Origin of the sequence: Glycomyces dulcitolivorans (assembly GCF_003265355.1) — a bacterium.
GTDB lineage: Bacteria > Actinomycetota > Actinomycetes > Mycobacteriales > Micromonosporaceae > Glycomyces > Glycomyces dulcitolivorans.
Genome location: NZ_QFRW01000092.1, coordinates 44746 through 67445 on the forward strand (window position 1 = coordinate 44746; position 22700 = coordinate 67445).

20 protein-coding genes are annotated in these 22700 nt (G+C 71.4%); 10 read left to right on the plus strand and 10 right to left on the minus strand.

Annotation, left to right across the window (positions count from 1 at the left end; translation table 11 throughout):
- Window positions 1-24: 24 nt before the first annotated feature.
- The 6 genes from DI269_RS11005 (at window position 25) to DI269_RS11030 (ending at window position 7562) form a co-directional block, all read left to right on the plus strand.
- Window positions 25-495 (plus strand): toxin-antitoxin system YwqK family antitoxin, encoded by a 471-nt coding sequence (locus DI269_RS11005; RefSeq protein ID WP_112135725.1) that lies wholly within the window; start codon window positions 25-27, stop codon window positions 493-495.
- A 259-nt stretch (window positions 496-754) separates the two neighbouring features.
- Window positions 755-2434, plus strand: a complete 1680-nt coding sequence (locus DI269_RS11010) for an ABC transporter substrate-binding protein (protein ID WP_112135727.1) — start codon at window positions 755-757, stop codon at window positions 2432-2434.
- 47 nt (window positions 2435-2481) lie between these two features.
- Window positions 2482-3507, plus strand: a complete 1026-nt coding sequence (locus DI269_RS11015; RefSeq protein WP_112135729.1) for an ABC transporter permease — start codon at window positions 2482-2484, stop codon at window positions 3505-3507.
- Entirely contained in the window at window positions 3501-4433 is a 933-nt protein-coding gene (locus DI269_RS11020; protein ID WP_408612286.1) for a carbohydrate ABC transporter permease, read from the plus strand. Before DI269_RS11015 ends, DI269_RS11020 begins: the two co-directional genes overlap by 7 nt.
- A 52-nt stretch (window positions 4434-4485) precedes the next feature.
- Window positions 4486-6822 (plus strand): beta-xylosidase/alpha-l-arabinosidase, encoded by a 2337-nt coding sequence (locus DI269_RS11025; protein ID WP_112135731.1) that lies wholly within the window; start codon window positions 4486-4488, stop codon window positions 6820-6822.
- Complete coding sequence (locus tag DI269_RS11030) at window positions 6819-7562, plus strand: DUF624 domain-containing protein (RefSeq protein WP_112135733.1); 744 nt, start codon at window positions 6819-6821, stop codon at window positions 7560-7562. The genes DI269_RS11025 and DI269_RS11030 overlap by 4 nt, the downstream gene beginning before the upstream one ends.
- On the opposite strand, the gene DI269_RS11035 is transcribed toward DI269_RS11030, so the two are convergent.
- Window positions 7504-8019 (minus strand): winged helix-turn-helix transcriptional regulator, encoded by a 516-nt coding sequence (locus tag DI269_RS11035; RefSeq protein WP_112135735.1) that lies wholly within the window; start codon window positions 8017-8019, stop codon window positions 7504-7506. The two genes, DI269_RS11030 and DI269_RS11035, sit on opposite strands and share 59 nt — an antisense overlap.
- Window positions 8020-8100: 81 nt before the next feature.
- Between DI269_RS11035 and DI269_RS11040 the strand changes: the two genes are divergently transcribed.
- Genes DI269_RS11040 through DI269_RS11050 form a run of 3 tightly spaced genes read left to right on the plus strand, consistent with a single transcriptional unit; the run spans window position 8101 to window position 11536 of the window.
- Window positions 8101-9447, plus strand: a complete 1347-nt coding sequence (locus tag DI269_RS11040; RefSeq protein WP_112135737.1) for an MFS transporter — start codon at window positions 8101-8103, stop codon at window positions 9445-9447.
- Window positions 9448-9492: 45 nt separating this feature from the next.
- The gene (gene sigJ, locus DI269_RS11045) at window positions 9493-10335 is read left to right on the plus strand and encodes an RNA polymerase sigma factor SigJ (protein ID WP_112135739.1); all 843 of its coding nucleotides are present in this window, start codon (window positions 9493-9495) and stop codon (window positions 10333-10335) included.
- Window positions 10336-10384: 49 nt separating this feature from the next.
- Window positions 10385-11536, plus strand: a complete 1152-nt coding sequence (locus tag DI269_RS11050; protein WP_112135742.1) for an NAD(P)/FAD-dependent oxidoreductase — start codon at window positions 10385-10387, stop codon at window positions 11534-11536.
- Here the strand turns inward: DI269_RS11050 and DI269_RS11055 are convergent.
- The 8 genes from DI269_RS11055 to DI269_RS11090 all read right to left on the minus strand — a co-directional run bounded on the left by DI269_RS11055 (window position 11533) and on the right by DI269_RS11090 (window position 20175).
- Window positions 11533-12573 (minus strand): zinc-dependent alcohol dehydrogenase family protein, encoded by a 1041-nt coding sequence (locus DI269_RS11055; RefSeq protein WP_112135744.1) that lies wholly within the window; start codon window positions 12571-12573, stop codon window positions 11533-11535. The two genes, DI269_RS11050 and DI269_RS11055, sit on opposite strands and share 4 nt — an antisense overlap.
- Before the next feature lie 29 nt (window positions 12574-12602).
- Window positions 12603-13493 (minus strand): aldo/keto reductase, encoded by an 891-nt coding sequence (locus DI269_RS11060; protein WP_112135746.1) that lies wholly within the window; start codon window positions 13491-13493, stop codon window positions 12603-12605.
- Window positions 13494-13547: 54 nt separating this feature from the next.
- Entirely contained in the window at window positions 13548-14447 is a 900-nt protein-coding gene (locus DI269_RS11065; RefSeq protein ID WP_112135748.1) for a helix-turn-helix domain-containing protein, read from the minus strand.
- 74 nt (window positions 14448-14521) lie between these two features.
- Complete coding sequence (locus tag DI269_RS11070; RefSeq protein ID WP_112135751.1) at window positions 14522-15469, minus strand: cation diffusion facilitator family transporter; 948 nt, start codon at window positions 15467-15469, stop codon at window positions 14522-14524.
- A gap of 117 nt (window positions 15470-15586) precedes the next feature.
- On the minus strand, window positions 15587-16348 hold the full coding sequence (locus tag DI269_RS11075; protein WP_112135753.1) for a GNAT family N-acetyltransferase: 762 nt from the start codon (window positions 16346-16348) through the stop codon (window positions 15587-15589).
- Between the two features lie 14 nt (window positions 16349-16362).
- On the minus strand, window positions 16363-19131 hold the full coding sequence (locus DI269_RS11080; protein WP_112135756.1) for an AfsR/SARP family transcriptional regulator: 2769 nt from the start codon (window positions 19129-19131) through the stop codon (window positions 16363-16365).
- A gap of 151 nt (window positions 19132-19282) precedes the next feature.
- On the minus strand, window positions 19283-19729 hold the full coding sequence (locus DI269_RS11085) for an aminoacyl-tRNA deacylase (protein ID WP_112135758.1): 447 nt from the start codon (window positions 19727-19729) through the stop codon (window positions 19283-19285).
- The gene (locus tag DI269_RS11090) at window positions 19726-20175 is read right to left on the minus strand and encodes an Lrp/AsnC family transcriptional regulator (RefSeq protein WP_112135761.1); all 450 of its coding nucleotides are present in this window, start codon (window positions 20173-20175) and stop codon (window positions 19726-19728) included. Before DI269_RS11090 ends, DI269_RS11085 begins: the two co-directional genes overlap by 4 nt.
- Window positions 20176-20291: 116 nt before the next feature.
- On the opposite strand from DI269_RS11090, the gene DI269_RS11095 reads away from it, so the two are divergent.
- On the plus strand, window positions 20292-21674 hold the full coding sequence (locus DI269_RS11095; RefSeq protein WP_112135763.1) for a tryptophanase: 1383 nt from the start codon (window positions 20292-20294) through the stop codon (window positions 21672-21674).
- A gap of 42 nt (window positions 21675-21716) precedes the next feature.
- Here DI269_RS11095 and DI269_RS11100 read toward each other — a convergent pair whose 3' ends face one another.
- On the minus strand, window positions 21717-22682 hold the full coding sequence (locus tag DI269_RS11100; RefSeq protein ID WP_112135765.1) for an ABC transporter substrate-binding protein: 966 nt from the start codon (window positions 22680-22682) through the stop codon (window positions 21717-21719).
- Window positions 22683-22700 lie beyond the last annotated feature (18 nt).

The following is a 22700-nucleotide window of genomic DNA, read 5'->3' on the forward strand; positions in this document are numbered from 1 at the left end:
GACGAACGAGGCTAAGGTGTGCAAGTGAAACCGAGTTACGACCCCGTCGGGTCCGCCGTGCCCGAAGCGACGCTCGACATCGACGACGACCAGGAGTACTGGCTCGGCTCCGAGAAGTTCACCGGCTTCCTCGGCGAGACGCTCCCCAGCGGCAACTACGAGTTCGCGAGCTACCGCGACGGCGTCCTCGACGGCCCCAGCGGCGAGCTCTCGCCCGACGGCGACCTGGTCCTCGAAGAGTGGTACCGCAGGAACTTCCTCCACGGCATCACCAGGACGTTCCGGCACGACGGGACGCTCGCGACCGCCGTGGGGTACGAGTACGCGTACAAGCTCTGGACCGTGCGCTTCGACTTCGACGGCCGCACCGTCCTGGCGACCGAGGGCAGTCAGCTCTCCGAGCCGATGCGCCAGACCCTGGAGGTCCTGCGCGCCCGCGTCGCGATCGGGCCGGTCCTCGGCCCCGAGTTCGCCGCCGACTTCAACCGGCACTAGCGCCACTCCCGCAACAAGAACCACCTCCCACGACGCCGTTTAGGGGCGGACCGTCCGGTCCGCCCCTTTCGCGTGCCCTGATCTCGCGGCGATAACGGACGTGAGTTGTTGACACGAACGCCCAGTGAAACTAAGCTCTGGAAAATATCGGAAACTACTCCGAAACTTTCGCTCGGCACGGCACCCCCAAGCGCGTGCGTCTGAAACGGACGCCGCGCTCGCCGCTGGGCGGAACACGGGGATCTCAAAGAGGAGAGACATGACAGACGTTTTCCGGCGGACGCCGTTCAGACCCACCCGCCGCGGCCTCTTCGGCATCTCGATCGCCGCTTCCAGCGCCCTCGCGCTGGCCGCGTGCAGCGAGGACGGCGGCGACGAGGTCGACATCGACGCCCAGTCGACCGGTGCGATGGACGACTACGCCGCGGACTCGCAGTTCAAGGCCACCGAGGCGTTCACCCTCTCGCTGCTGTGGACCGAGTGGCCCGACCTGCCGATCACCGACTCGTGGCAGTTCTTCACCGAGATCGAGAAGCGGACGAACGTGAAGCTCGAAGTCACGACCATCCCCTTCAGCGACGCGGTGGAGAAGCGCAGTCTGCTCATCAGCGCGGGCGACGCCCCCTCCGTCATCCCGCTCATCTACACCGGCGACGAGGACTCCTTCGTCTCCTCGGGCGCGATCCTCCCGATCAGCGACTACGTGGAGCACATGCCGCACTTCCAGAAGTACGTGGAGGAGTGGGACCTCGGGGAGATGATCGACAACCTGAAGCAGGCCGACGGCAAGTACTACATGCTGCCGGGCCTCCAGGAGGTCTCGGTCCCGGTGTTCACGCTGGTCATCCGCAAGGACGTGTTCGAGACGGTCGGCGGCGGCATCCCCGAGACCTGGGACGAGATGCGCGAGGCGCTGGTCAAGATCAAGGCCGAGTACCCCGACTCCAAGCCCCTCGCCGACGGCTTCGAGGCCGCCTCGATGCTCAACTACGCCTCGCACGCCTTCGGCGCGCAGGCCGGCTGGGGCTTCGGCGACGGCATGATGGACGACGGCTCCGGCAAGCTCCAGTACACCGCCGTCTCCGAGGGCTACAAGCAGATGGTCGAGTACTTCCGCGGCCTCGTCGCGGACGGCCTGCTCGACACCGAGTCGCTCACCGCCGCGAACGACGGCGGCGGCGGCGGGAGCGTGGCCGAGAAGTTCGCCAACGAGCTCGTGTTCGCCGCGTCCGGTTCGAGCGGCACCGCCATCGAGTTCGCGCAGGCGCTCAACGAGACCGTCGGCGAGGGCAACTACGAGGTCCTCCAGATCGCCCCGCCCGGCGGCCCCGCCGGCCAGGTGTGCGAACCCCGCAACTTCTGGAACGGCTTCATGCTCAACTCCGAGGTCGCCGAGTCCGAGTACTTCCTCGCCACCCTCCAGTTCCTCGACTGGATCTACTACAACCCCGAGGCCCGCGAGCTGCTCCGCTGGGGCATCCTCGACGAGACCTACACCAAGGACGCCGACGGCAAGATCACCCTCAAGCCGGAGTACTCCCTCAACGCCTACAACATCAACCCCGGTGCGGCGACCGACATCCAGGCCGACCTCGGCTGGTCGAACTCGGTGTTCGCCGACTCGACCGAGTCGCGCGCGCTCAAGGAGTCGTACAACACCGCGACCTTCGTCGAGTACATCGACTCGGTGCTCGCGACGCGCACCCCGCGCGAACCGAACCCGCCCGCGCCCCTCGACGAGCTGGAACTGGAGCAGGCCTCGCTCCTGGCCACCCCGATCAAGGACACGGTCGACACGAACACGCTGCGGTTCATCATGGGCGAGCGCGACATCGCCGAATGGGACGACTACGTGGCCGAGCTGGAGGCCCAGGGCCTCCAGCAGTACATCGACCTGATCAACACCGCCCGCGACCGGTTCGAGGAGGAGAACTCCTGATCCGCGGGTCGGGGCGCCCGCCCCGACGCGGACGGGAGGGAGCGCACATGCCCCTCACACAAGACGAGAAGTCCCCCCGGCCGGCGGATCGCGCCGCGGCCGGGGCGGGCGCCCCTGACGCGATCACGGTCCGCACCACCGCGGACCCGGAGCCGCGGCGCCGCAAGCGCAAGCAGACCTGGAGCGAGGCGTTCCGCCGCGACTGGCAGCTCTACAGCCTTGCCCTGGTGCCGCTGATCTTCTTCGCGGTCTTCAAGTATGGCCCGATGATCGGCAACGTCATCGCGTTCCGGCGCTTCCGCCCCGGCGGCAGCATGTTCGGCGACGAGTGGGTCGGCCTGCGGTACATCGAGATGTTCATCAACGACCCGACGTTCTGGCACGTGTTCACGAACACCGCGATCCTCGGCGGGCTGACCCTCGTGGTCTGCTTCCCGCTCCCGATCGTGCTCGCGCTCATGCTGAACGAGGTGCGCAAGCGCCACTTCAAGCGGATCGTGCAGTCCATCTCGTACCTGCCGCACTTCCTGTCGATCGTCATCGTCGTCGGCATGCTCATGCAGCTGCTCTCGTTGCAGGGCACGGTCAACCAGATCATCGGGGCGTTCGGCGGGGAGGAGATCCCCTTCCTCCAGCGGCCCGAGTGGTTCCGCGCGGTCTACGTCGGCTCCGAGGTGTGGCAGACCGTCGGGTGGGGGACGATCCTCTACCTCGCGGCGCTGACCACGGTCGACGAGTCCCTGTACGAGGCCGCGAAGATCGACGGGGCCGGCCGGTGGCGCCAGACCTGGCACGTCACCCTCCCCGGCATCCGCCCGACGATGATGACGCTCCTGGTACTCAACATCGGGACGTTCCTCAACGTCGGCTTCGAGAAGGTCCTGCTGCTGTACAACCCGCTCACGTACGAGACGGCCGACGTCATCTCGACGTACCTGTACCGGGTCGGCCTGGTCTCGAACAATCTCAGTTATGCGGCGGCGATCGGCCTGTTCCAGGCCGTGATCGGCCTCGTGATGGTGCTTTCCGCGAACCTGATCTCGCGGCGGATGGTGGGGACGAGCCTGTGGTGACCGACATCGCGAAGAACACGAACCGGCCCGCGGCGCGCCCGCGGGCGGCGACGCGGGACACGACCGGGCAGCGCGTCTTCGGCGCCGTCAACGCGGTCGTCCTCGCCCTGCTGTGCCTGCTCATGCTGTACCCGTTCATCACCGTGCTCGCCCAGTCGTTCAGCTCGCCGGGCGCGATCAACGCCGGGCAGGTCAGCTTCTGGCCGGTCGGCTTCAACACCGACACGTACGCCGCGATCATGCAGAACGAGACGTTCTGGCGCAACTACGGCAACTCCGTGCTGTACACCGCGGTCGGCACGACCATCGCGATGGTCCTGACCACGACGTACGCGTACGTGCTGTCGAAGAAGCACCTCAAGGGACGCAAGGCGCTCATCGGGATCGCCGTGTTCACCATGTTCTTCAACGGCGGCCTCGTGCCGAACTACGTGCTCATCTCCTCGCTGGGCATGAAGAACACCATGTGGGCCATCGTGCTCCCCGGCGCCATCTCCGTGTTCAACCTGCTCGTCATGAAGTCGTTCTTCGAGAGCCTCCCCAAGGACCTCGAAGAGGCCGCGCAGATCGACGGGCTCGGCTGGTACGGGATCTTCGGGCGGATCGTGCTGCCGCTGTCGAAGGCGGTCATCGCCACGATGGTGCTGTTCTACTCGGTCGCGTACTGGAACGACTGGTTCGCCGCGTTCCTCTACCTCGACAAGACCGAGCTGTTCCCGGTGACCCTGTTCCTGCGCAACCTCATCGCGGGGGCGTCCACGACGGCCTCCGAGGGGGCGGCGGCCGCGGGCACGACGACCGCGCTGGTCTCGGCGAACATCCAGGCGGTGACGATGATCCTCACCGTCATCCCGATCCTGTGCGTCTACCCCTTCGTACAGCGCTACTTCGTCTCCGGCGTCATGCTGGGGTCGGTCAAGGGATGACGCGGACGGTCCACTGAGTCCGCGTCACATATTCAAGGGAAACACCACATACATGACCACCGACATCGACACCACCGCCGCGCCGACCGATCTCAAGCCCTGGCACGACCACCGGTTCGGCCGGGCCGAGCGGGCGGCGGCCCTGGTGGCCGCGATGACCTTGGAGGAGAAGGCGAGCCAGCTCGTCGGCCTCTGGGTCGGCGCGGACGCCTCCGGCGGGGACGTCGCACCCCACCAGAGCGACATGAGCCAGGACGCGCCCGCCTTCGAGGACGTCATCACCGACGGCCTCGGGCAGCTGACGCGGCCCTTCGGCACCCGCCCGGTCGGTCCCGGGCCCGGCGCGGCCTCGCTCGCCCGGGCCCAGCGGCAGATCATCGCGGCCAACCGCTTCGGCATCCCGGCCCAGGTCCACGAGGAGTGCCTGGCCGGGCTGGCCGCCTGGGGCGCGACCGCGTTCCCGGTGCCGCTCTCGTGGGGCGCGAGCTTCGACCCGGACCTGGTGCGGGAGATGTCGGGGCGCATCGCCCGCTCGATGCGCTCGGTCGGCGTCCACCAGGGGCTCGCGCCGGTCCTCGACGTGGTGCGCGACTACCGGTGGGGCCGCGTCGAGGAGTCGATCGGCGAGGACCCGTACCTCGTCGGCACCATCGGCGCGTCCTATGTGGCCGGCATCGAGGGCGAGGGCGTCGTGGCCACGCTCAAGCACTTCGCCGGGTACTCCGGTTCGAAGGCCGGGCGCAACCACGGCCCGGTCTCGGCCGGCCCGCGCGAGATGGCGGAGATCTTCCTGCCGCCCTTCGAGACCGCGCTGCGCCACGGCGGGGCCCGGTCGGTCATGAACTCGTACGCCGAGGTCGACGGGATGCCGGCCGCGGGCGACCGCGGCCTGCTCACCGACCTGCTGCGCGGCACGCTCGGCTTCGAGGGCGTCGTGGTCGCCGACTACTTCGCGATCGCGTTCCTGCGCACGCTCCAGAGGGTCGCGGCCACCGACGGCGAGGCCGCCGCCCGTGCCCTGTGGGCCGGCATCGACGTGGAGCTCCCGTCGGTCGCGGCCTTCGGCGCGCCGCTCATCGAAGCGGTTCGATCGGGCGAGCTGGAGGAGTCCCTCGTGGACCGCGCCCTCCAGCGGGTCCTGGAGCAGAAGATCGAACTCGGCCTCATCGAGGCCGACTACGACCCGAACCCTGCGAACGACGTCCCCTTCGACGACACCGAGTCCCGCGAGATCGCGCTCCGCCTGGCGCGCGAGGCGGTCGTCCTGGTCGACAACGACGGGACGCTGCCGCTCGCGGCCGGCGCCCGCGTCGCGCTCGTCGGCCCGCTCGCCGACGACCCGATGGCGATGCTCGGCTGCTACTCGTTCCCCGCGCACGTCGGCGTCCACCACCCGGAGACGGGCCTGGGCATCGACATCCCCACGGTCCTCGACGAACTCGCCACCCGCGTCGAGGTGGTCGCGAGCGCGCCCGGCTGCGACGTCATGGCCCCGGGCCGGGACGGCTTCGCCGCCGCGATCGAAGCCTCCCGCGACGCCGACGTCATCGTCGCCGCGCTCGGCGACCGCGCCGGGCTCTTCGGCAGGGGCACTTCGGGAGAGGGCTGCGACGCGGCCGACCTGCGCCTCCCGGGGGAGCAGCAGGCGCTGCTCGAAGCGCTGCTGGACACCGGCAAGCCGGTCGTCCTCGTCCTGCTCACCGGCCGCCCCTACGCGCTCGGCGCCGTGGCCGACCGGTGCGCGGGCATCGTGCAGGCGTTCTTCCCGGGCCAGCAGGGCGCGCAGGCGCTCGCCGAAGTCCTTGTGGGCGAAGTGAACCCGAGCGGGCACCTGCCGGTCGGCATCCCGCGCGAGCCCGGCGGCCAGCCCTCGACGTACCTCGCGCCGCCGCTGGGTCGCGCCAACGAGGTGTCGAACATCGACCCGACGCCGCTCTACCCGTTCGGCCACGGCCTCTCGTACCAGTCGCTCACCTGGCGGCCGGTGGCGACCGAGACCGAGGACTGGGCGGGCGACGGCACCACCGACGTCAGCGTCGTTCTCGCCAACGAGACCGCCGTGGTGACCGAGGACGTAGTCCAGGTCTACCTCCACGACCCGGTCGCGCAGGTGACACGCCCCGAGCAGCGCCTCATCGCCTACCGGCGCGTGTCGCTCGCTCCGGGCGAGTCCGCGGAGGTCCGGTTCCGCCTCCACGCCGACCTCGCCTCGTTCGTCGGCGCCGGCGGCGACCGGATCGTCGAGCCGGGGGCGGTCGAACTGCGCGTCGCGCAGTCGAGCACCGACGTGCACGCCGCAGTGCAGCGCCGGATCACCGGCCCGGAGCGCCGCGTCGGCGCGGACCGGGTCCTGGTCGCCGAGACCGAAGTGCGACAGTTGCGGTCATGAACGCGACGCATGCGGACGAGGTCGGACCGGGGGCGCTCTCCCGGCTGACCGCCGCGGTCTACCGGTACCTCGTCCTCGGCTTGTTCCTCGCGCTCGCGGGCGTCCCGACCCTGCTGCTGTGGACGCTGCTGGCGCCTGAGCCGACGAACGCGGTGCTCTTCGCGGCCGCGCTGCTGCCGGTCGCGCCAGCGCTCTCGGCGGCGCTGTACGCGCAGCGCGCCTGGGCGAAGGAGCCGGACCTGAGCCCGGCCCGCCCGCTCCTGCGCGGGCTGCGGCTCAACCTGCGCGACACGCTCGCCTGGTGGGTCCCGGTCCTCGCGGTGGCCACGGTCCTGGCCGTGAACGTCCTGTTCGCCGGGGCGGTCGCCGGTGGTACGGTCCTGCGGCCGGTCGGCGCGGTCCTGCTGGTCGTCCTCGCCGTGTGGTCCGGTCACCTGCTGGTGGTGACCTCGTTCTTCTCGTTCCGCTTCCGCGACGTCCTGCGCGTGGCGGCCGCCGAGTTCTTCCTCTCCTGGAAGTCCACCCTCGGCGTCCTCTCGATCATCGTCGTCGCCGCGGCCGTCGTGCTCGCCAGCTCCGAGGCGGTTGTGCTCCTGCTCGGCTGGGCGTTCGCGGCCCTGCTGTGGCTCGTGGCGCGACCGGTCGCGGCCGACGTCACGAAGCGGTTCACGACCGATCCGCTCACTGCTCCGGAATCACCGGCTCCAGCAGCCGGCGAGGACGGTTCATCGCCCGGCTGACCGGGTCCATGCGCTTGGGGCCGGGGCCGGGGTACATCTCGACCTCGGCCGGCTCGATCGGCCCGCACTTCGGGCAGTCGCCCGACGGCACCAGGTCGGTGCCGCACTCGGCGTGGCGGAACAGCCGCGGCGGCTCGCCGCCGAGGTTGCGGCGGCTCCACACGCCGATCGCGAAGATCACCGGCCACAGCTCGATCCCGGCGTCGGTGAGCAGGTACTCGTAGCGCGGCGGCGCCGTCTGGTACTGGCTCTTGCGCATCACCCCGCCCTCGATCAGGTGCGCCAGTCGGTCGGAGAGGACCGCCTTGGGGATGTCGAGGCGGACCTGGAAGTCGCTGAAGCGGCGCACGCCGTAGAGCGCGTTCTGCACCACCAGCAGCGTCCACCGCTCGCCGAGCAGCTCCAGCGCGCGCGAGAGCGAGCAGTCCTGCCCCACGTAGTCCTTGCCCAGTGCCATGCCTGGATCCTACCCCGGTTCAATGAACGAACCGACACTGCTACGCTCCAGTGAGTTCACTGAACGAACCAAGGAGCACCCATGGCGACCACCCTCACCCCGGCCAAGGCCCCCACCAGGACCGGCACCCTCCTGGCGATCCTCTGCGCGGCCCCGCTGCTGGTCATCCTCAACTACTCGACCCCGCTCATCCTGGCCCCCCAGACCGCCGCCCACCTCCACGCGAGCGCCACCGGCCAGACCTGGATCATCAACGCGATCTCCCTCGGCCTCGCGGTCCCGCTCCTCACCTCCGGCAGCCTCGCCGACAACCACGGCCGCCGCAGGGTCCTCGTCTTCGGCGCCTGGCTCTTCGCCGCCGCCGTCCTCCTCGCCGCCCTCGCCCCCAACACCCTCGTGTTCGTCGCCGCCCGCATCATCCAGGGCGCCGCCAGCGCCGCCCTCCTGACCTCCAGCCTCGGCATCATGGGCGCGGCCTTCACCGGCGCCGACGACCGCCGCCGCGCCACCGCCGTCTACGGCGCCATGCTCGGCCTCGGAGTCGGCGTCGGCGGCGTCCTCGCCGCGCTCCTCGGAACGGCCTGGGGCTGGAACGGCCCCTACTGGCTCTACGCCGCGGCCGCAGTCGGCCTGGCCCTGGCCGCCCGCGCCGTCCTCCCCGAGTCCCGCGCCGAGCACCCCCGCCGCGCCGACGTCGCCGGGACGATCACCCTCGGACTCGGCGTCGCCGCCCTCATGTCCAGCCTGACCCTCGGCCGCCAGGGCTGGTCCGACCCCCTCGTCATCGCCCTGCTCATCGCCGCCGCGGTCGCCACCGCCGCGTTCGTCCTCGTCCAGCTCCGCGGCCGCGAACCGATGCTCGACCCGGGCCTGTTCGCCCGGCCCGCGTTCCTCGTCGCCTCCCTCGGCGCCCTCGTCACCGGCATCGCCGTCATCAGCATGATGAGCTACCTGCCGACCGTGTACCAGTCCGAGACCCACCTGGGCCCCATCGAGACGGCCGCGATGATCGCCATCTGGTCCACCTCCGCGTTCGTGGTCTCCTTGCAGGTCAAGCGCATCGCCCTCACCCCCGGCATGCTCCTCGCCCTCGCGCTCCTCGTCGCCGGGGCCGGCTCGGCCCTCCTCGTCGGCCTCTCCGGCGGCTGGTCCTGGTGGCACGCCGTCCCCGCGCTCCTGGTCGCCGGAGCGGGCTACGGCGCGGCCAACCCCGCCCTGACCCGCCTCAGCATCGACAGCGTCCCCGCCGACCGCGGCGGCATGGGCTCGGGCGTGAACAACACCATGCGCTACATCGGCACCGCCGCCGGTATCCCGATCATCGCCACCCTCACCGACGCCGTCGGCACCGACGGCGCCCTCTGGATCTGCGCCGCCATCGCCGCCCTCGCCGCCGCCGGGTTCGCACTCCTCATCAGGCGCGCCTGAACCACGGGCCCCGGCACTCCCGCCGGGGCCCGATATCCTTGCCCAATGGACGTCTTCGAGGACCAGCGCGGCAAGCTGCAAGCCGTCGCCTACCGCGTCCTCGGCACCATGACCGACGCCGAGGACGTCGTCCAGGAGGCATGGCTCCGCTGGAACCGCGTCGACGCCGCCACCGTCGACGACCCCACCGCGTACCTCGTCACCGTCACCACCCGCCTCGCCATCGACCGCCTCCGCAGCGCCCAGGCCGCCCGCGTCACCTACGTCGGTCCCTGGCTCCCCGAACCGGTCCCCACCGGCGGCGACCTCGCCGACGACCTCGCGCTGGCCGACACGGTCTCCACGGCGATGCTGCTGGTCCTCGAATCCCTGTCCCCGCTGGAGCGGGCGGTGTTCGTGCTGCGCGAGGCCTTCGGCTACTCGCACGGCGAGATCGCGCGCATCCTCGACCGCAGCGAGGAGTCGGTGCGCCAGACCGCGAAGCGGGCCCGCGAGCACGTCGACGCCAAGCGCCGCCGCTACGACACCGACGCCGCCACCCGCAAGCGCGCCACCATGTCCTTCATGGACGCCTGCGCCGGAGGCGACCTCACCGCGCTCATGGGCATCCTCGCCCCGGACGTCGCCTTGGTCAGCGACGGCGGCGGGCTCGCCCCGGCCCCGCGCAAGACGATCTTCGGCATGGACCTGGTCGCCCGCGCCCTCGTCACCTTCGCGGGCCGCATGCCCGAGGACCCAAGCATCGAGTTCGCCGACGTCAACGGCGGCCCGGCGATCGTGGTCCGCTCGGGCAAGGCCGCCGCTGCGGTCGTCATGCTGTACCTGGTCGACGGCGCGGTCGAGGAGATCCACCTGATCACCAACCCCGAAAAACTCCGCGCAGTGTGACGGTGGTCACCGCACCTCACGTTTCCGCGGTGCCGCCCGTCCTTGGGGCATGAACGACATCCTGATTCTCGGCGCCGGTTACACCGGCATGATGGCCGCGACCGGCATCGCCCTGCGCAACAAGACCTCCCAGGTGACCCTGGTCAACCCGACCGACATTTTCAACGAGCGTTTGCGCCAGCACCAGGCCGCGGTCGGCCAGGACCTGGGCGCCCACTCCATCCCCGACCTCGTGGCCCCTGCCGGGGTGGCGTTCGTCAAGGGCCGCGCGGCCCGGATCGACGCCGAACAGCGCGTCGTCGTGCTCGACGATGGCCGCGAGCTCGCCTACGACGTCCTGGTCTACGCCCTCGGCTCGGCCACCCCGTGCGTGGAGCACGCCTTCACCATCGACGACCCGGTCTTCGCCGAAGCGCTGCGCGCCAACGCCGAAGGCGTCCTGACCGTCTGCGGCGCGGGCCTGACCGGCATCGAAGCGGCCGCCGAAGCCGCCGAGACCTACCCGGGCATGCGGGTGCGCCTGCTCTCGCGCGGCGAACCGGGCTCGATGATGGGCCCGAAGGCCCGCGAGTACATGCGAGGTTCGCTGGACCGCCTCGGTATCGAGGTCCGTACCGGCGTCACGGTCGCCCGCGTGCTGGAGGGGGCGGTGGAACTCGAAGGCGGCGAACTCGTCCCGACCGATGTGACGCTGTGGACCACCGGTGTCGCCTACAACCCGCTCGCCGCCGACGCCGGGATCGCCGTCGACGCGCACGGGCGCGTCGAGGTCGACGCCACCTTGCGGTCGGTCTCGCACTCTGAGGTGTTCGCGATCGGCGACGCGGCCGCGATCCGCCAGGGCTATGGCCTCATCCACGGCACCTGCCAGTCCGGTATCCCCTCGGCGGCCCACACCGCCGAATCGGTCACCCGCGTGCTACAGGGCAAGGCCCCCAAGCCGTTCCGGTTCGGCTACATCCACCAGCCGGTCTCACTGGGCCGCAAGGACGCGGTCATCCAGTTCACCAACCCCGACGACACCCCCAGCCGCTGGTACCTCACCGGCCGGGCCGCCGTCGCCTACAAGGAAGCCGTCTCCTCCAGCCCGCTCAAGTTCTACCGGTCGAAAACCGCCATCCCCGCCCGCATGACCGGCCGCACCGGCGGCCGCCACAACCGCCTCGACGGCGTGGCGGCGGTGCCGGCATCGGGCCGCTAGAACTCGATCAGGACCTTGAGGGCTTCGCGGCCGTCCATGGCCGCGTAGCCCTCCGGCGTCTGGTCGATCCCGATGGCGCGGTCGAAGACCTTGCCCGGGTCGACCGATCCGTCGAGGACGCCCGGCAGCAGCGGCTCGATGTAGGCCCGAGCGGGCGCGGGCCCGCCGGTCAGGGTCAGGTTGCGGCCGAAGAACGGCCAGCCGAGCTGGGCCTCGGCGTACTGGGGCACGCCGACGCGCGAGATGGTCCCGCCGTCGCGCACGACGCCGAGCGCCTGCTCGTACGCGGGCATGTGCCCCACCGCCTCCAGGACCTTCCGGACCCCGCGCCCGCCCGCGAGTTCGCGGACCTTCGCGATGCCCTCCTCGCCGCGCTCGGCGACGACGTCCGTCGCCCCGTACTCGCGGCCGAGGTCGGTGCGGGTCTTGTGCCGTCCCATGAGGATGATCTGCTCGGCGCCCATCTGCTTGGCGGCGAGGACGGCCATGAGCCCGACCGCTCCGTCGCCGATGACGGCGACCGTGTCGCCCTCACCGACCCGCGCGGTGCGGGCGGCGTGCCAGCCGGTTCCGTACACATCGGACAGCGTGAGCAGCGAGCCCAGCAGCGGCGAGTCCTCGCCGATCCCCGGAACGGCCACCAGCGTGCCGTCCGCCAGCGGCACCCGGACCGCCTCGGCCTGCCCGCCGAGGACGCCCTGCCCGTTGTTCCAGAACCCGCCGTGCAGGCACGAGGTGTGCAGGCCCTCGCGGCAGAACTCGCACGTGTTGTCGGACCACGCGAACGGCGCGATCACGAAGTCGCCCTTGCGGATACCGGTGACCTCGGCCCCGACGTCCTCGACGACGCCGATGAACTCGTGCCCCATCGTCGTCCCGCCGGGCGTGACCGGCATCTGGTGGTACGGGTGCAGGTCGGACCCGCAGATGCACGAGCGCACCACCCGCACGACGGCATCGGTGGGCTGCTCGATCACGGGGTCGGGGAGCTCCTCGACGCGGACGTCCCCGGCAGCGTACATGAGTGCGGCCTTCATGGTGTGGGTTTCCTTCTCTCGCAGTGGATTCAGGCTTCGGGGATCTCGCGGCCGAACGTCTCCAGCGTGATGTCGGCAGGCTCGGGCCCGCCGCGCACGCCCGTGTCGAGGGCGTCGATCGCCTGCGCCTGGTCAGGGGTGAGCTCGAAGTCGAAGACGTCGAAGTTCTCGGCGATGCGGTGCGCCTTGACGGACTTGGGGATCGCCGAGCGGCCCTCCTGGAGGTGCCAGCGCAGCATCACCTGCGCGGGGCTCTTGCCGTGCGCTTCGGCGATCGCGTTGATGACCGGGTCGTCGAAGACCGAGCCGGTCCCGGTGTCGCGGTAGGCGGTGATGCCGCCGATGGGCGACCACGCCTGGGTGAGGATGCCGCGCTTCGCGTCGGCGGCCTGCACGTCTGGCTGCGCGAAGTACGGGTGCACCTCGACCTGGTTCACGGCCGGCACGACCGTGGTCTCCGCCGCCAGCGCGTCGAGGTGGTCGGGCATGAAGTTGGAGACGCCGATCGCGCGGACCTTGCCGTCCTCCAGGAGTTTTTCGAGTGCCTTGTAGGCGCCGATGGTCTTGTCGAACGCGGTCGGCAGCGCCTGGTGCAGGATGAACAGGTCGAGGTGGTCGACGCCGAGCTTCCCGGCGGACTTGTCGAACGCGTGCAGCGTCTCCTCATACCCGAAGTCCGAGATCCACACCTTCGTCTCGATGAACACCTCGTCGCGGTCCAGCCCGGAGTCGGCGATGGCCTGGCCGACCTCGCGCTCGTTGCCGTACGCGGCGGCGGTGTCGATGAGCCGGTAGCCCGTCTTCAGCGCCTCGGCGACCGCGTTCCGCGTCTCGTCGGGCGGGGTCTGGAAGACGCCGAAGCCCAGCAGGGGCATCCGCACGCCGTTGTTCAGGTCGACATTCGCATTGCTCTCGCTCATGGAATCGACGCTACAAACGATTCCGCGCGCCCGGGAGGGACTGCCGTTACTCCCTTAACCCTCGCGTTCGCCGCTGCGCCCGGCGCTCACATCGGTGTCGTCCGTCTGCTCGGCGCTGGCGGCGAGGCTGCCCAGGAGCGCGAGCCGCTCGGCGCTGGGCGTCCCGGGCGCGGCCGTGTAAGCCGTCATCCGCAGCTCAGGGCTCGCGGGCAGCTCCATCACCTCGTACGCCAGCTCCAGCTCCCCGACCTCGGGGTGGTGCAGGCGCTTGACGCCGGTGCGGTGGAACCTGACGTCGTGGGCGGCCCAGCGCACTCGGAACGCGTCGCTCCTGGTCACGAGCTCCCCGATGAGGTCGGTGAGCGCCTTGTCGTGCGGGTGCTGCCCGGCGATCGACCGCAGCGACGCCACGTTCTGGTCGGCGATGAGCTCCCAGTCGGGCCAGTAGCGCTGCGACGCCGGGTCGAGGTACAGGAACCGCGCGATGTTCCCTCGCGCGGCGGGACTGTCGAGCACCGGCGCGTACAGGGCCCGTCCCAGCGCATTGGCCGCGAGGAGGTCCCCGGGCCGGTTCAGGACCGTGACGGCCGCGCCGGTGACGGCGTCGATGAACTGCTGCAAGCCCGGCCGGATCACCGCTTCGGCGGGCTTCTCGCGCCGCCTGCGCGCCCCGGGCCCGGCCGCCGCGGCCAGGTCGTGCAGGTACGCCGTCTCGGCCTCGTCCAACTGGAGCGCCCGCGCGAGCGCGTCCAGGACCTCGGGGGAGACCCCGCGCAGGTCGCCGCGCTCCATGCGCACGTAGTAGTCCACGCTCACCCCGGCCAGGAACGCGACCTCCTCGCGCCGCAGCCCCGGCACCCGCCGCCGCGCCGACCCGAAGATCCCGGCCCGGTCCGGGCTCATGCGGTCGCGCCGCGACTTGAGGAACTCGGTGACGTCCTGGCTTCGATCCATACCTCCACCGTACGACCGCAACCGCCGGTGAGGGAGGTACTGGCGGTACCCCTCCGAGACGGGCCCGGGCGCGCTCATCCCCTGCCTGAGGCCGCCTCCGGGGTGACCGGCGCGGGGCAGCGGCCGGGTTCGTCGCAGCCGGCGTGGACGGCCGGTTCGAGCTGGACGGTGGCGTGGGCGATGCCGTGCTCGTCGCGCATGAGGTGCTGGGCGCGGTCGAGGACGGCGTGGTCGTCGGCGCCCGGCTCGGTGACCAGGTGCGCGGTGGCGACGTTCATGCCGGAGGTGAGGGTCCACAGGTGCACGTCGTGGACGCCGCCGACGCCCTCGATCGCGGCGAGGTCGGCGGTCACGCGGGCCGGGTCGACGCCGTGCGGGGCGTGCTGGGCGAGGACGCCGAGGACCTGGCGGCCCAGCGGCACGGCGCGGACCACGACGAAGATCCCGATCGCGAGGGCGACCGCGGTGTCCCAGAACGCGTTCCCGGTGACGGCGACCAGGATGCCCGCGGCGATGACGCCGACCGATCCGGCGGTGTCGGCGACGACCTCCATGTAGGCGCCCTTGACGTTGAGGCTCTCGCCGGCCCCGGCCCGCAGGAGCCACATGGCGACCAGGTTGACCGCGAGGCCGAGCGCGCCGACGACGAGCATCGGCCCGACCTCGATCTGGGGCGCGGCGCCGATGCGGCCGACGGCCTCGACGACGATGTACACGGCCATGCCGAACATGACCAGGACCGCGAACCCGGAGGCGAAGACCTCGGCCCGGTAGGAGCCGTAGGTCCGCCGCCCGGTCGTGTCCGGGCGGGTCGCCAGGCGGGTGGCGACGAGCGCGGTGGCGAGGGTGACGACGTCGGCGGCCATGTGGCCCGCGTCGGACAGGAGCGAGAGCGACCCCGACATGAGCCCGGTGACCAGCTCGACGACGAAGAACCCGCCGATCAGCGCCAGGGCGACGCGCAGCCGCCACGCGTGGCGGCTGCCCGCGTGCCCGACGGCGTGGTCGTGACCGTGTCCCATTGAAACCCACTTTCAAAACCAATAATACATTGCAATCAGTGCATGTATGGCCCGAACCTTACGCGACCCGCTCTCGGACGTCAAGCCGGGTCCAGTGGGATACCCCTGAGCTGTGGCTTAACCCGGGGTCGAGGACCACCAGGTCGAGGGCGCCGCCGCGGTGTAGCCGAGCTTCTCGTACAGCGGCACGCCCAGTCTCGACGCGGTGAGCGTCACCGGCAGGTGCACGAGCGGCGCGAGGGACCCGAGCATGACGGCCCGGCCCACGCCGCGCGAGCGGAACGCCTCGAAGGTCCCGACCCAGTAGTGGCTGCCGATCCCGGCCGCCTCCACCGTGACCCCGGCCCCGGCGGGCTCGCCGTCGAGGAGCGCGATGAACACCTCGACGCCCGGCTCCTTCAGCAGCGCGGCCGGGAACAGCTCACCGGCGCGGTACGGCTCGAACCGGCTCAGCCCGAAGCTCTCGATCACGGCCCGCTCGGCCGCCTGGAGGTCGGCCTCCGCCTCGACGCGGACCACCGCCATGGACGGCTCGGCCACGGGCCCGGGCTGGCGGAGCATGACCGGCATCTGCCAGCTGCGCATCCCCGAACGGGCCAGGTCGTGGGCGCTGAACGGGTCTTCGACGTTCACCGCGCCCGCCGCGCCCGCGATCAGCGCGTCGATCTCGGCCGCCTCCTCGGCGCTCAGGTCGTCCTCCTGGATCAGGACGCGCAGTCCGGCCCGCTCGTCGCCCGCGACGGCGAGGTAGGCGCGGCGTTCGATGACCTCGTGTCCGCGGGCCCGGCCGGTCGCGGCCCAGAAGGCGGCGGAGTTGCGGGCCTGGAGCTTCGGGGCCTCGGCGAGGGTCGCGTCAGGGGAGTTCGCTGGGATCGTCATGACCGCAACGATAATCAGCGGCCGCGGAGGCCGTCGAGTCTGGCGCGGACCGCCGCGGCGTCGGGGAGTTCGAGCCCTTCGAGGACCGGGAGCGCCTGCTCCAGGGCCGCGGCGGCCGCCGCGGCGTCGCCCGCGGCCTCGTACACGTCGGCCAGGCGCGTCAGCGACTTCGCCTCGCCGGCCCGTGAATCGGTCTCCCGGTACAGGTCCACGGCCCGGCGCAGGTACGCCGCGGCCTCGTCGTACTGCCCGAGGCCGTGGTGGGCCACGCCGAGGCTGTCCGCGGTGGCCGCCTCGCCGGAGCGGTGGCCGATGGACCGCATGAGCGCGAGCGCCTGCTCGCAGCAGGCGATCGCCGCCTCGTGGTCCCCGGTGAGAGTGAGGATCCAGCCGATCGAGTTGAGCGCTCCCGCCTGGCCCGCGCGGTGCCCGGCGGTCCGGTAGCAGTCGAGGGCGCGGCGGTTGCAGTCGATCGCCTCGGCGTAGGCGCCCTCGCGGTGCCACAGCACGCCGTACACCTGCAGCGTGTGGGCCTGGTCGACGGGGTTGTCGAGGTCCTTGCCCTTGCGCAGCGCCTGTTCGAGGTGCTCGCGCGCCTCCTCGCGCCGCCCCAGGTGCGCGAGCGCCTGCGCGAGCTGGCGGTGCGCCCTGGTCTGGACCGCGGTGTCGCCCAACCGGTCCGCGGCGTCGAGCCCCGACCGCCAGACCGCGGCCTGGTCGTGGCGGCGCCCGCGCCGCAGCAGGTAGTCGTGGAGCGTCCACGCCAGCTGCCAGCAGTGCGCGTCGAACCCGTGCGCGGCGGCGGTGCGGACGGCGGCCATCAGGGCGGCGCGCTCGGCGCCCATCCACGCCATGGCCGCCGCGCCNGCGCCGTCGGCCGGCGGCTCGACGACGGCCCCGGTCTTGGCCCGCCCCACCGGGATCGGGTCGCGGTGCGGGTTGAGCAGGAAGCTCGCGGCGACCGCGGTGTGCAGGTAGTGGTCGAGCATCCGCTCCACGACCGCGGCGGACTCGGCGGGGGACGGCGCGACCTCGTCGGCGAACGCCAGCACCAGGTCGTGGCAGCCGTATCGCCGCCCGGGCCGGCGCCGCAGCAGGTTCGCCTCGACCAGCTCGGCGAGCGCGGCCCCGGTGCGTTCGGGGCCGGCGCCGAGCAGGCTCGCGGCCGCGGGCGCCGACCAGTCCAGGTGCGGGTGCAGGCCCAGGAACCGCAGCAGCCGCGCCGCCTCCTCGCCCAGCTGCTCGTACGACCACCGCAGGAGCGAGCGCGGATCGGTCGCCGGGTCGTCGCTGTGGAGGCTGTCGAGCGGGGTCGCGGCGGTGCACAGCTCGTCGGCGAGCAGGTCGAGCGGGTCCTCGGGACGGGCCGCGGCGCGCGCGGCGACGACCGCCAGCGCGAGGGGCAGGCCCGCGCAGACGTCGAGGATGCGCTGCACCGCTTCGGGTTCGGCGTCCAGCCGCGCGGCCCCGAGGCGGGCGGCGAGGAGCGGTCGGGCCTGCTCGTCGTCCATCGTCTCGACCGCGACGACCATGGCCCCGGTCGAGGCGATGAGCCCGGTGAGGCGGCTGCGGCTGGTGACGATGACGCGGCAGCCGGGCGCGCCCGGCAGGAGCGGGCGGGCCTGCGCGGGGTCCTTGGCGTTGTCGACGACGACGAGCATCCGCTTGTCCGCCAGCAGTTCCCGGAACCGGGCGGCGCGCTGCTCGGTCCCGGCCGGGATGGTCCCGGCGGGCGTCCCGAGGGCTTCGAGGAGCCGTCGCAGGGCCTCGCCGGGGTCGAGCGGCGGCTCGCCGGGCGTGAACCCGCGCAGGTCGACGTAGAGCCGCCCGTCGGGGAAGGCGTCCTTGGCGCGGTGGGCCCAGCGGACCGCGAGCGAGGTCTTGCCGACCCCGGCCGGGCCGGAGACGACCGCGACGCCGGTCCCGGGTTCCTTGAGCCCGTTGAGGAGTGCGGTCTCGGAGTCGCGTCCGGTGAAGACGCTCAGGTCGAACGGGAGCTGGTCGACCGGCGCGAGCATCGACGCCGGGCGCGGCGCCTCGGGCCCGCTCTCGCCGCGCAGGACCCGCCGGTGGACGTCCTGGAGCTCGCTGTCGGGCTCGGTCCCGAGGGTCTCGACGAGCGCCGCGCGCGTGTCGCGGTAGACCTCCAGCGCCTCGCCGCGCCGTCCCGAGCGCGCCAGCGCGAGCATCAGCTGCGCGGCCAGGTGCTCCCAGAGCGGTTGGCGCGCATGGCGGTCGCGCAGTTCGCTGATGAGGTCGGCGTGCTCGCCGAGGCTCATGCGCAGTTCGATGTACTGCTCGACGACGCGTTCGCGCCGCTCGCGCAGCGCGGTGCGCAGGCCCTCGAACCGGGCGCTGCCCTCGACGTCCTGGAACGGCTCGCCCGAGCACAGGGCCAGGGCCTTCCCGTAGGCGTCGGCGGCGTCGGCGGTCCGCCCCGCGTCCCGGTCCCGCCTCGCTTGCGCCGCAAGGAGGTCGAACTCCCAGGCGTCGAGTTCGCCGGGTTCGACGCGGATGCGGAAGCCCCGGTCCCACAGGATGCGCGGACGCTCCTCGCCGGGCTCACGCAAGGCCGCGCGCAGCTTCCAGACGTAGCCGCGCAGGTTCGCCTCGGCGGAGGGATTCGGTTTGTCCCACACCAGTTCCGTGAGGCGGGCGCGGCTCAGCGTCTCGTTGGGGGCGGTGAGCAGTGCGGCCAGGACGGCCCGCTGCCGCGGCCCGCCGAGCGCCGCCTCACGCCCTTCCGACTCCGCCCGGAGCGGTCCCAGCACCCTGAAGCGCATGGGGTTCACGTTAACAGGGGGCGCTGCGTGAGCGCTCCGTGCTCCGCGTGTACTCGACGTATACGCGCGGCCTCTACGCTGGGAGGCACCCCGGAGCGGGGCTCGGCCGATCCCCGGGCCCCGTCTCCGTCCCCTTCACTTGCGTACCAAGTCATTCGGGCGACAGGTCGACCACGTCCGCGCCGTAAGCGCGGATGAGGGCGTCCGCGTCCACGCGGGCCGCGAAGTCGGGGGAGCCGGACCCGACGAGGATCTCCCGGCCCCGCAGCCGCTCGTCGGCCAGGACCGGGAACGCTTCGGCCGCACCGAGAGGGGTGATCGTGCCCCGCCGGTAGCCGGTCGCGGCGAACGCCTCGTCGGCGTCCGGCAGCTTCAGCTTGTTCACGCCCAGCACGGCTCGCACCTTCGGCCACGAGAACCGGCCCTCGTACGGCACCAGGACGAACACGAACCCGTCCTTGTGCCGCACCACGATCGTCTTGACCCCCATGGGCCCCAGGACGAGCGGCATCCCGGTCTCGGGGTCGCGCGGCACGAACTCGACGTCCAGTCCCCGCGCGGCCGCGTCCTCGGCGGCGGGCTTCGGCGTCTCGGTCATTGCTCTCCCCCTTCGAGCTCCACGACCGGCGACCATTCGACCGGCTGCGACAGGACCATGCTGCTACTGGGCCGCCCGTACCGGGCGAGCCGGTCGATGAACGACTCGAACTCGGCCATCGACGGCACCGCCGCGACCAGGACCGAGCAGCCGTCCCCGGTGATGCGGAACAGCTGCCGGATCTGCGGCCAGGCCGCCACGTCGGGGTCGCGCAGCAGGCAGGAGGGCCCGTAGCAGTCCATGACGACCACCGCCTGCACCGGATATCCGGCCCGCTCCAGCGCCACGTGCGCGTGGTAGCCGGTGACCGCCCCGCTCGTCTCCAGCCGCCGCACCCGCTCGGCCACGGCCGGCGCCGACAGGTGCACGCGCCGCGACAGCTCGTTGAACGACAGTCGCGCATCGGCCTGGAGCTCCTGGAGGAGCCGCCAGTCCATGCGATCCAACCCGGTTTCCATTCGCAAGGCCCTCTCGTGAATCAGATCGCGATCGTAACGCGAAACGGCCGGATCGAGTCGTGTTCGTCCTTCTCAGAGGCCCTGGAAAGCACAATGATGTGGGCATGGACGAGCCCGCATTCCGCACCATCATCGAACCCTTCCGCATCCACTCGGTCGAGCCGATCAGGATGACCACCGCCGCCGACCGCCGGGAGCGCCTCGCGGCCGCCTCCTACAACCTCTTCCAGCTCCACGCGGACGACGTCCTCATCGACCTGCTCACCGACTCCGGCACCGGCGCGATGAGCCGCGACCAGTGGGCCGCGATCCAGCACGGCGACGAGTCCTACGCCGGGTCCCCCTCGTACTTCGTGTTCCGCGACGCCGTGCGCGAGCTGTTCGACTTCGAGCACGTCATCCCCGTCCACCAGGGCCGGGCCGCCGAGCGCATCCTGTTCACCGTCCTCGGTGGACCCGGGAGGATCGTCCCGAACAACACCCACTTCGACACCACCCGCGCCAACGTCGAGGCCACCGGCGCCGAAGCCGTCGACCTCGTCATCGCCGAAGGCAAGGACCCCTCCTCGCTCCACCCGTTCAAGGGCAACATGGACCTGGACGCCCTCGACGAGCTGCTCACCGAACGCGGCCCGGACGTGCCGTGCGTGTTCGTCACCATCACCAACAACTCCGGTGGGGGACAACCGGTCTCCCTCGCAAACCTGCGCGGCGTGCGCGAGGTCTGCGACAAGTACGGCAAGCTCCTCTTCCTCGACGCCTGCCGCTTCGCCGAGAACGCCTGGTTCATCCGCGAACGCGAGGACGGCCAAGGCGAGAGGGACGTGGTCGACATCGTGCGCGACATCGCCGGCCTCGCCGACGGGATGACCATGAGCGCCAAGAAGGACCCGATGGGCAACATCGGCGGCTGGCTCGCGCTCGACGATTCCGACCTGGCGCAGGAGTGCCGGAACCTGCTCATCCTCACCGAGGGCTTCCCGACCTACGGCGGTCTCGCCGGGCGCGACCTCGAAGCGCTCGCCCAGGGCCTCAAGGAGGTCGTGCAGCACGACTACCTGCGCTACCGCATCACCTCGACCGCGTACCTCGGCGAGGCGCTCCAGAAGGCCGGCATCCCGGTGCTGAGTCCCATTGGCGGCCACGCGGTCTATATCGACGCCCGCTCGCTGCTGCCGCACCTCGACCCGCTCCAGTACCCGGGGCAGGCCGTCGCGGTCGCCCTGTACGAGCTCGGGGGCGTGCGCAGCTGCGAGATCGGCACGGTCATGTTCGGGCGCCGCCCCGACGGCACCGAGGAGGCCGCGCCGATGGACCTGGTGCGCCTGGCGATCCCGCGCCGCACCTACACGCAGTCCCACATGGACTACGTGATCGAGGTGTGCCAGCGCCTGGCCGAGCGCGCCCACCGGCTCCCCGGCTACCGGATCGTGGAGGAGCCGAACGCGCTGCGCCACTTCACGGCCCGCTTCGAGCCGGTCCTGTAGGGAGTGACCGGGCCCGCCCCCCGGACGGGCCCGGAGTTCTCATCACTCGTACAGGACTTCCTGGATCTCGGGGTCGTCGATGTTCGTGGTGTCGTACCAGTAGAAGCCGGTGTCGATGGTCTCGGGCAGGTCCTCGCCGTTGATGGCGGCGACGGCGGCTTTGACGGTCTCGTAGCCGATGCCGACCGGGTTCTGGGTGATGGCTCCGGCCATGACGCCGTTCATGATCGCGTCGATCTGTGCCTGGCCGGAGTCGAAGCCGATCACGACGATCTCGCCGACGCGGTCGAGTTCCTGGACGGCGTTGACGACGCCGATGGCCGAGCCCTCGTTGGCGCCGTAGATCCCGGCGAGGTCGGGGTTGCCCTCGATGATCGCGGTGGCGATGTTCGTGGATTCGAGCTGGTCGCCGGCGCCGTACTGGATGTCGACGATCTCGACGCCGGGCGCGTTCTGCTCGATGTACTCCACGAACCCGTCGCGGCGCTCGACGCCGGTGACGCTGGTCTGGTCGTGGACGACGAGCGCGACTTTGCCTGCGCCGCCGATGAGTTCGACCATGTGCTCCGCGGCGAGCGCGGCCGCGGCGAGGTTGTCGGTGGAGGCGGTGGTGACGGGCACGTCGGAGTCCACGCCGGAGTCGAAGGCGACCACGGGGATGCCGCGGCTCTCGGCCTCGGTCATCAGCGGCACCGAGGCCTGGGAGTCGAGGGCGGCGAACCCGATCGCGTCCGGATCGCGGTCGAGGGCGGTCTGGAGCATGTCGATCTGCTGCGCCACTTCGGATTCGGAGTCGGGGCCTTCGAAGGTGATCTCGACGTCGAACTCCGCGGCGGCCTGCTCGGCGCCGTCCTGGACGGCCTGCCAGAACTGGTGCTGGAAGCCCTTGGACACCAGCGCGATGTACGGCTTGTCGGGGTCGAGGCCCTCGGTGGCGTCGTCGCCGCAGCCGGCGAACAGGAGCGCGGCTCCCGGCGCGGCGACGAGTACGGCCCTGCGTTTCATCATGGGGTTCTCCGTTTCGTG

What these genes read in the sequence shown, in the direction of transcription:
- DI269_RS11010 (WP_112135727.1), top strand. Translation starts at nt 755, where the DNA reads ATGACAGACGTTTTCCGGCGGACGCCGTTCAGACCCACCCGCCGCGGC.
- DI269_RS11015 (WP_112135729.1), top strand. Translation starts at nt 2,482, where the DNA reads ATGCCCCTCACACAAGACGAGAAGTCCCCCCGGCCGGCGGATCGCGCC.
- DI269_RS11025 (WP_112135731.1), top strand. Translation starts at nt 4,486, where the DNA reads ATGACCACCGACATCGACACCACCGCCGCGCCGACCGATCTCAAGCCC.
- DI269_RS11030 (WP_112135733.1), top strand. Translation starts at nt 6,819, where the DNA reads ATGAACGCGACGCATGCGGACGAGGTCGGACCGGGGGCGCTCTCCCGG.
- DI269_RS11035 (WP_112135735.1), bottom strand. Translation starts at nt 8,019, where the DNA reads ATGGCACTGGGCAAGGACTACGTGGGGCAGGACTGCTCGCTCTCGCGC.
- DI269_RS11040 (WP_112135737.1), top strand. Translation starts at nt 8,101, where the DNA reads ATGGCGACCACCCTCACCCCGGCCAAGGCCCCCACCAGGACCGGCACC.
- sigJ (WP_112135739.1), top strand. Translation starts at nt 9,493, where the DNA reads ATGGACGTCTTCGAGGACCAGCGCGGCAAGCTGCAAGCCGTCGCCTAC.
- DI269_RS11050 (WP_112135742.1), top strand. Translation starts at nt 10,385, where the DNA reads ATGAACGACATCCTGATTCTCGGCGCCGGTTACACCGGCATGATGGCC.
- DI269_RS11055 (WP_112135744.1), bottom strand. Translation starts at nt 12,573, where the DNA reads ATGAAGGCCGCACTCATGTACGCTGCCGGGGACGTCCGCGTCGAGGAG.
- DI269_RS11060 (WP_112135746.1), bottom strand. Translation starts at nt 13,493, where the DNA reads ATGAGCGAGAGCAATGCGAATGTCGACCTGAACAACGGCGTGCGGATG.
- DI269_RS11065 (WP_112135748.1), bottom strand. Translation starts at nt 14,447, where the DNA reads ATGGATCGAAGCCAGGACGTCACCGAGTTCCTCAAGTCGCGGCGCGAC.
- DI269_RS11070 (WP_112135751.1), bottom strand. Translation starts at nt 15,469, where the DNA reads ATGGGACACGGTCACGACCACGCCGTCGGGCACGCGGGCAGCCGCCAC.
- DI269_RS11075 (WP_112135753.1), bottom strand. Translation starts at nt 16,348, where the DNA reads ATGACGATCCCAGCGAACTCCCCTGACGCGACCCTCGCCGAGGCCCCG.
- DI269_RS11085 (WP_112135758.1), bottom strand. Translation starts at nt 19,729, where the DNA reads ATGACCGAGACGCCGAAGCCCGCCGCCGAGGACGCGGCCGCGCGGGGA.
- DI269_RS11095 (WP_112135763.1), top strand. Translation starts at nt 20,292, where the DNA reads ATGGACGAGCCCGCATTCCGCACCATCATCGAACCCTTCCGCATCCAC.
- DI269_RS11100 (WP_112135765.1), bottom strand. Translation starts at nt 22,682, where the DNA reads ATGATGAAACGCAGGGCCGTACTCGTCGCCGCGCCGGGAGCCGCGCTC.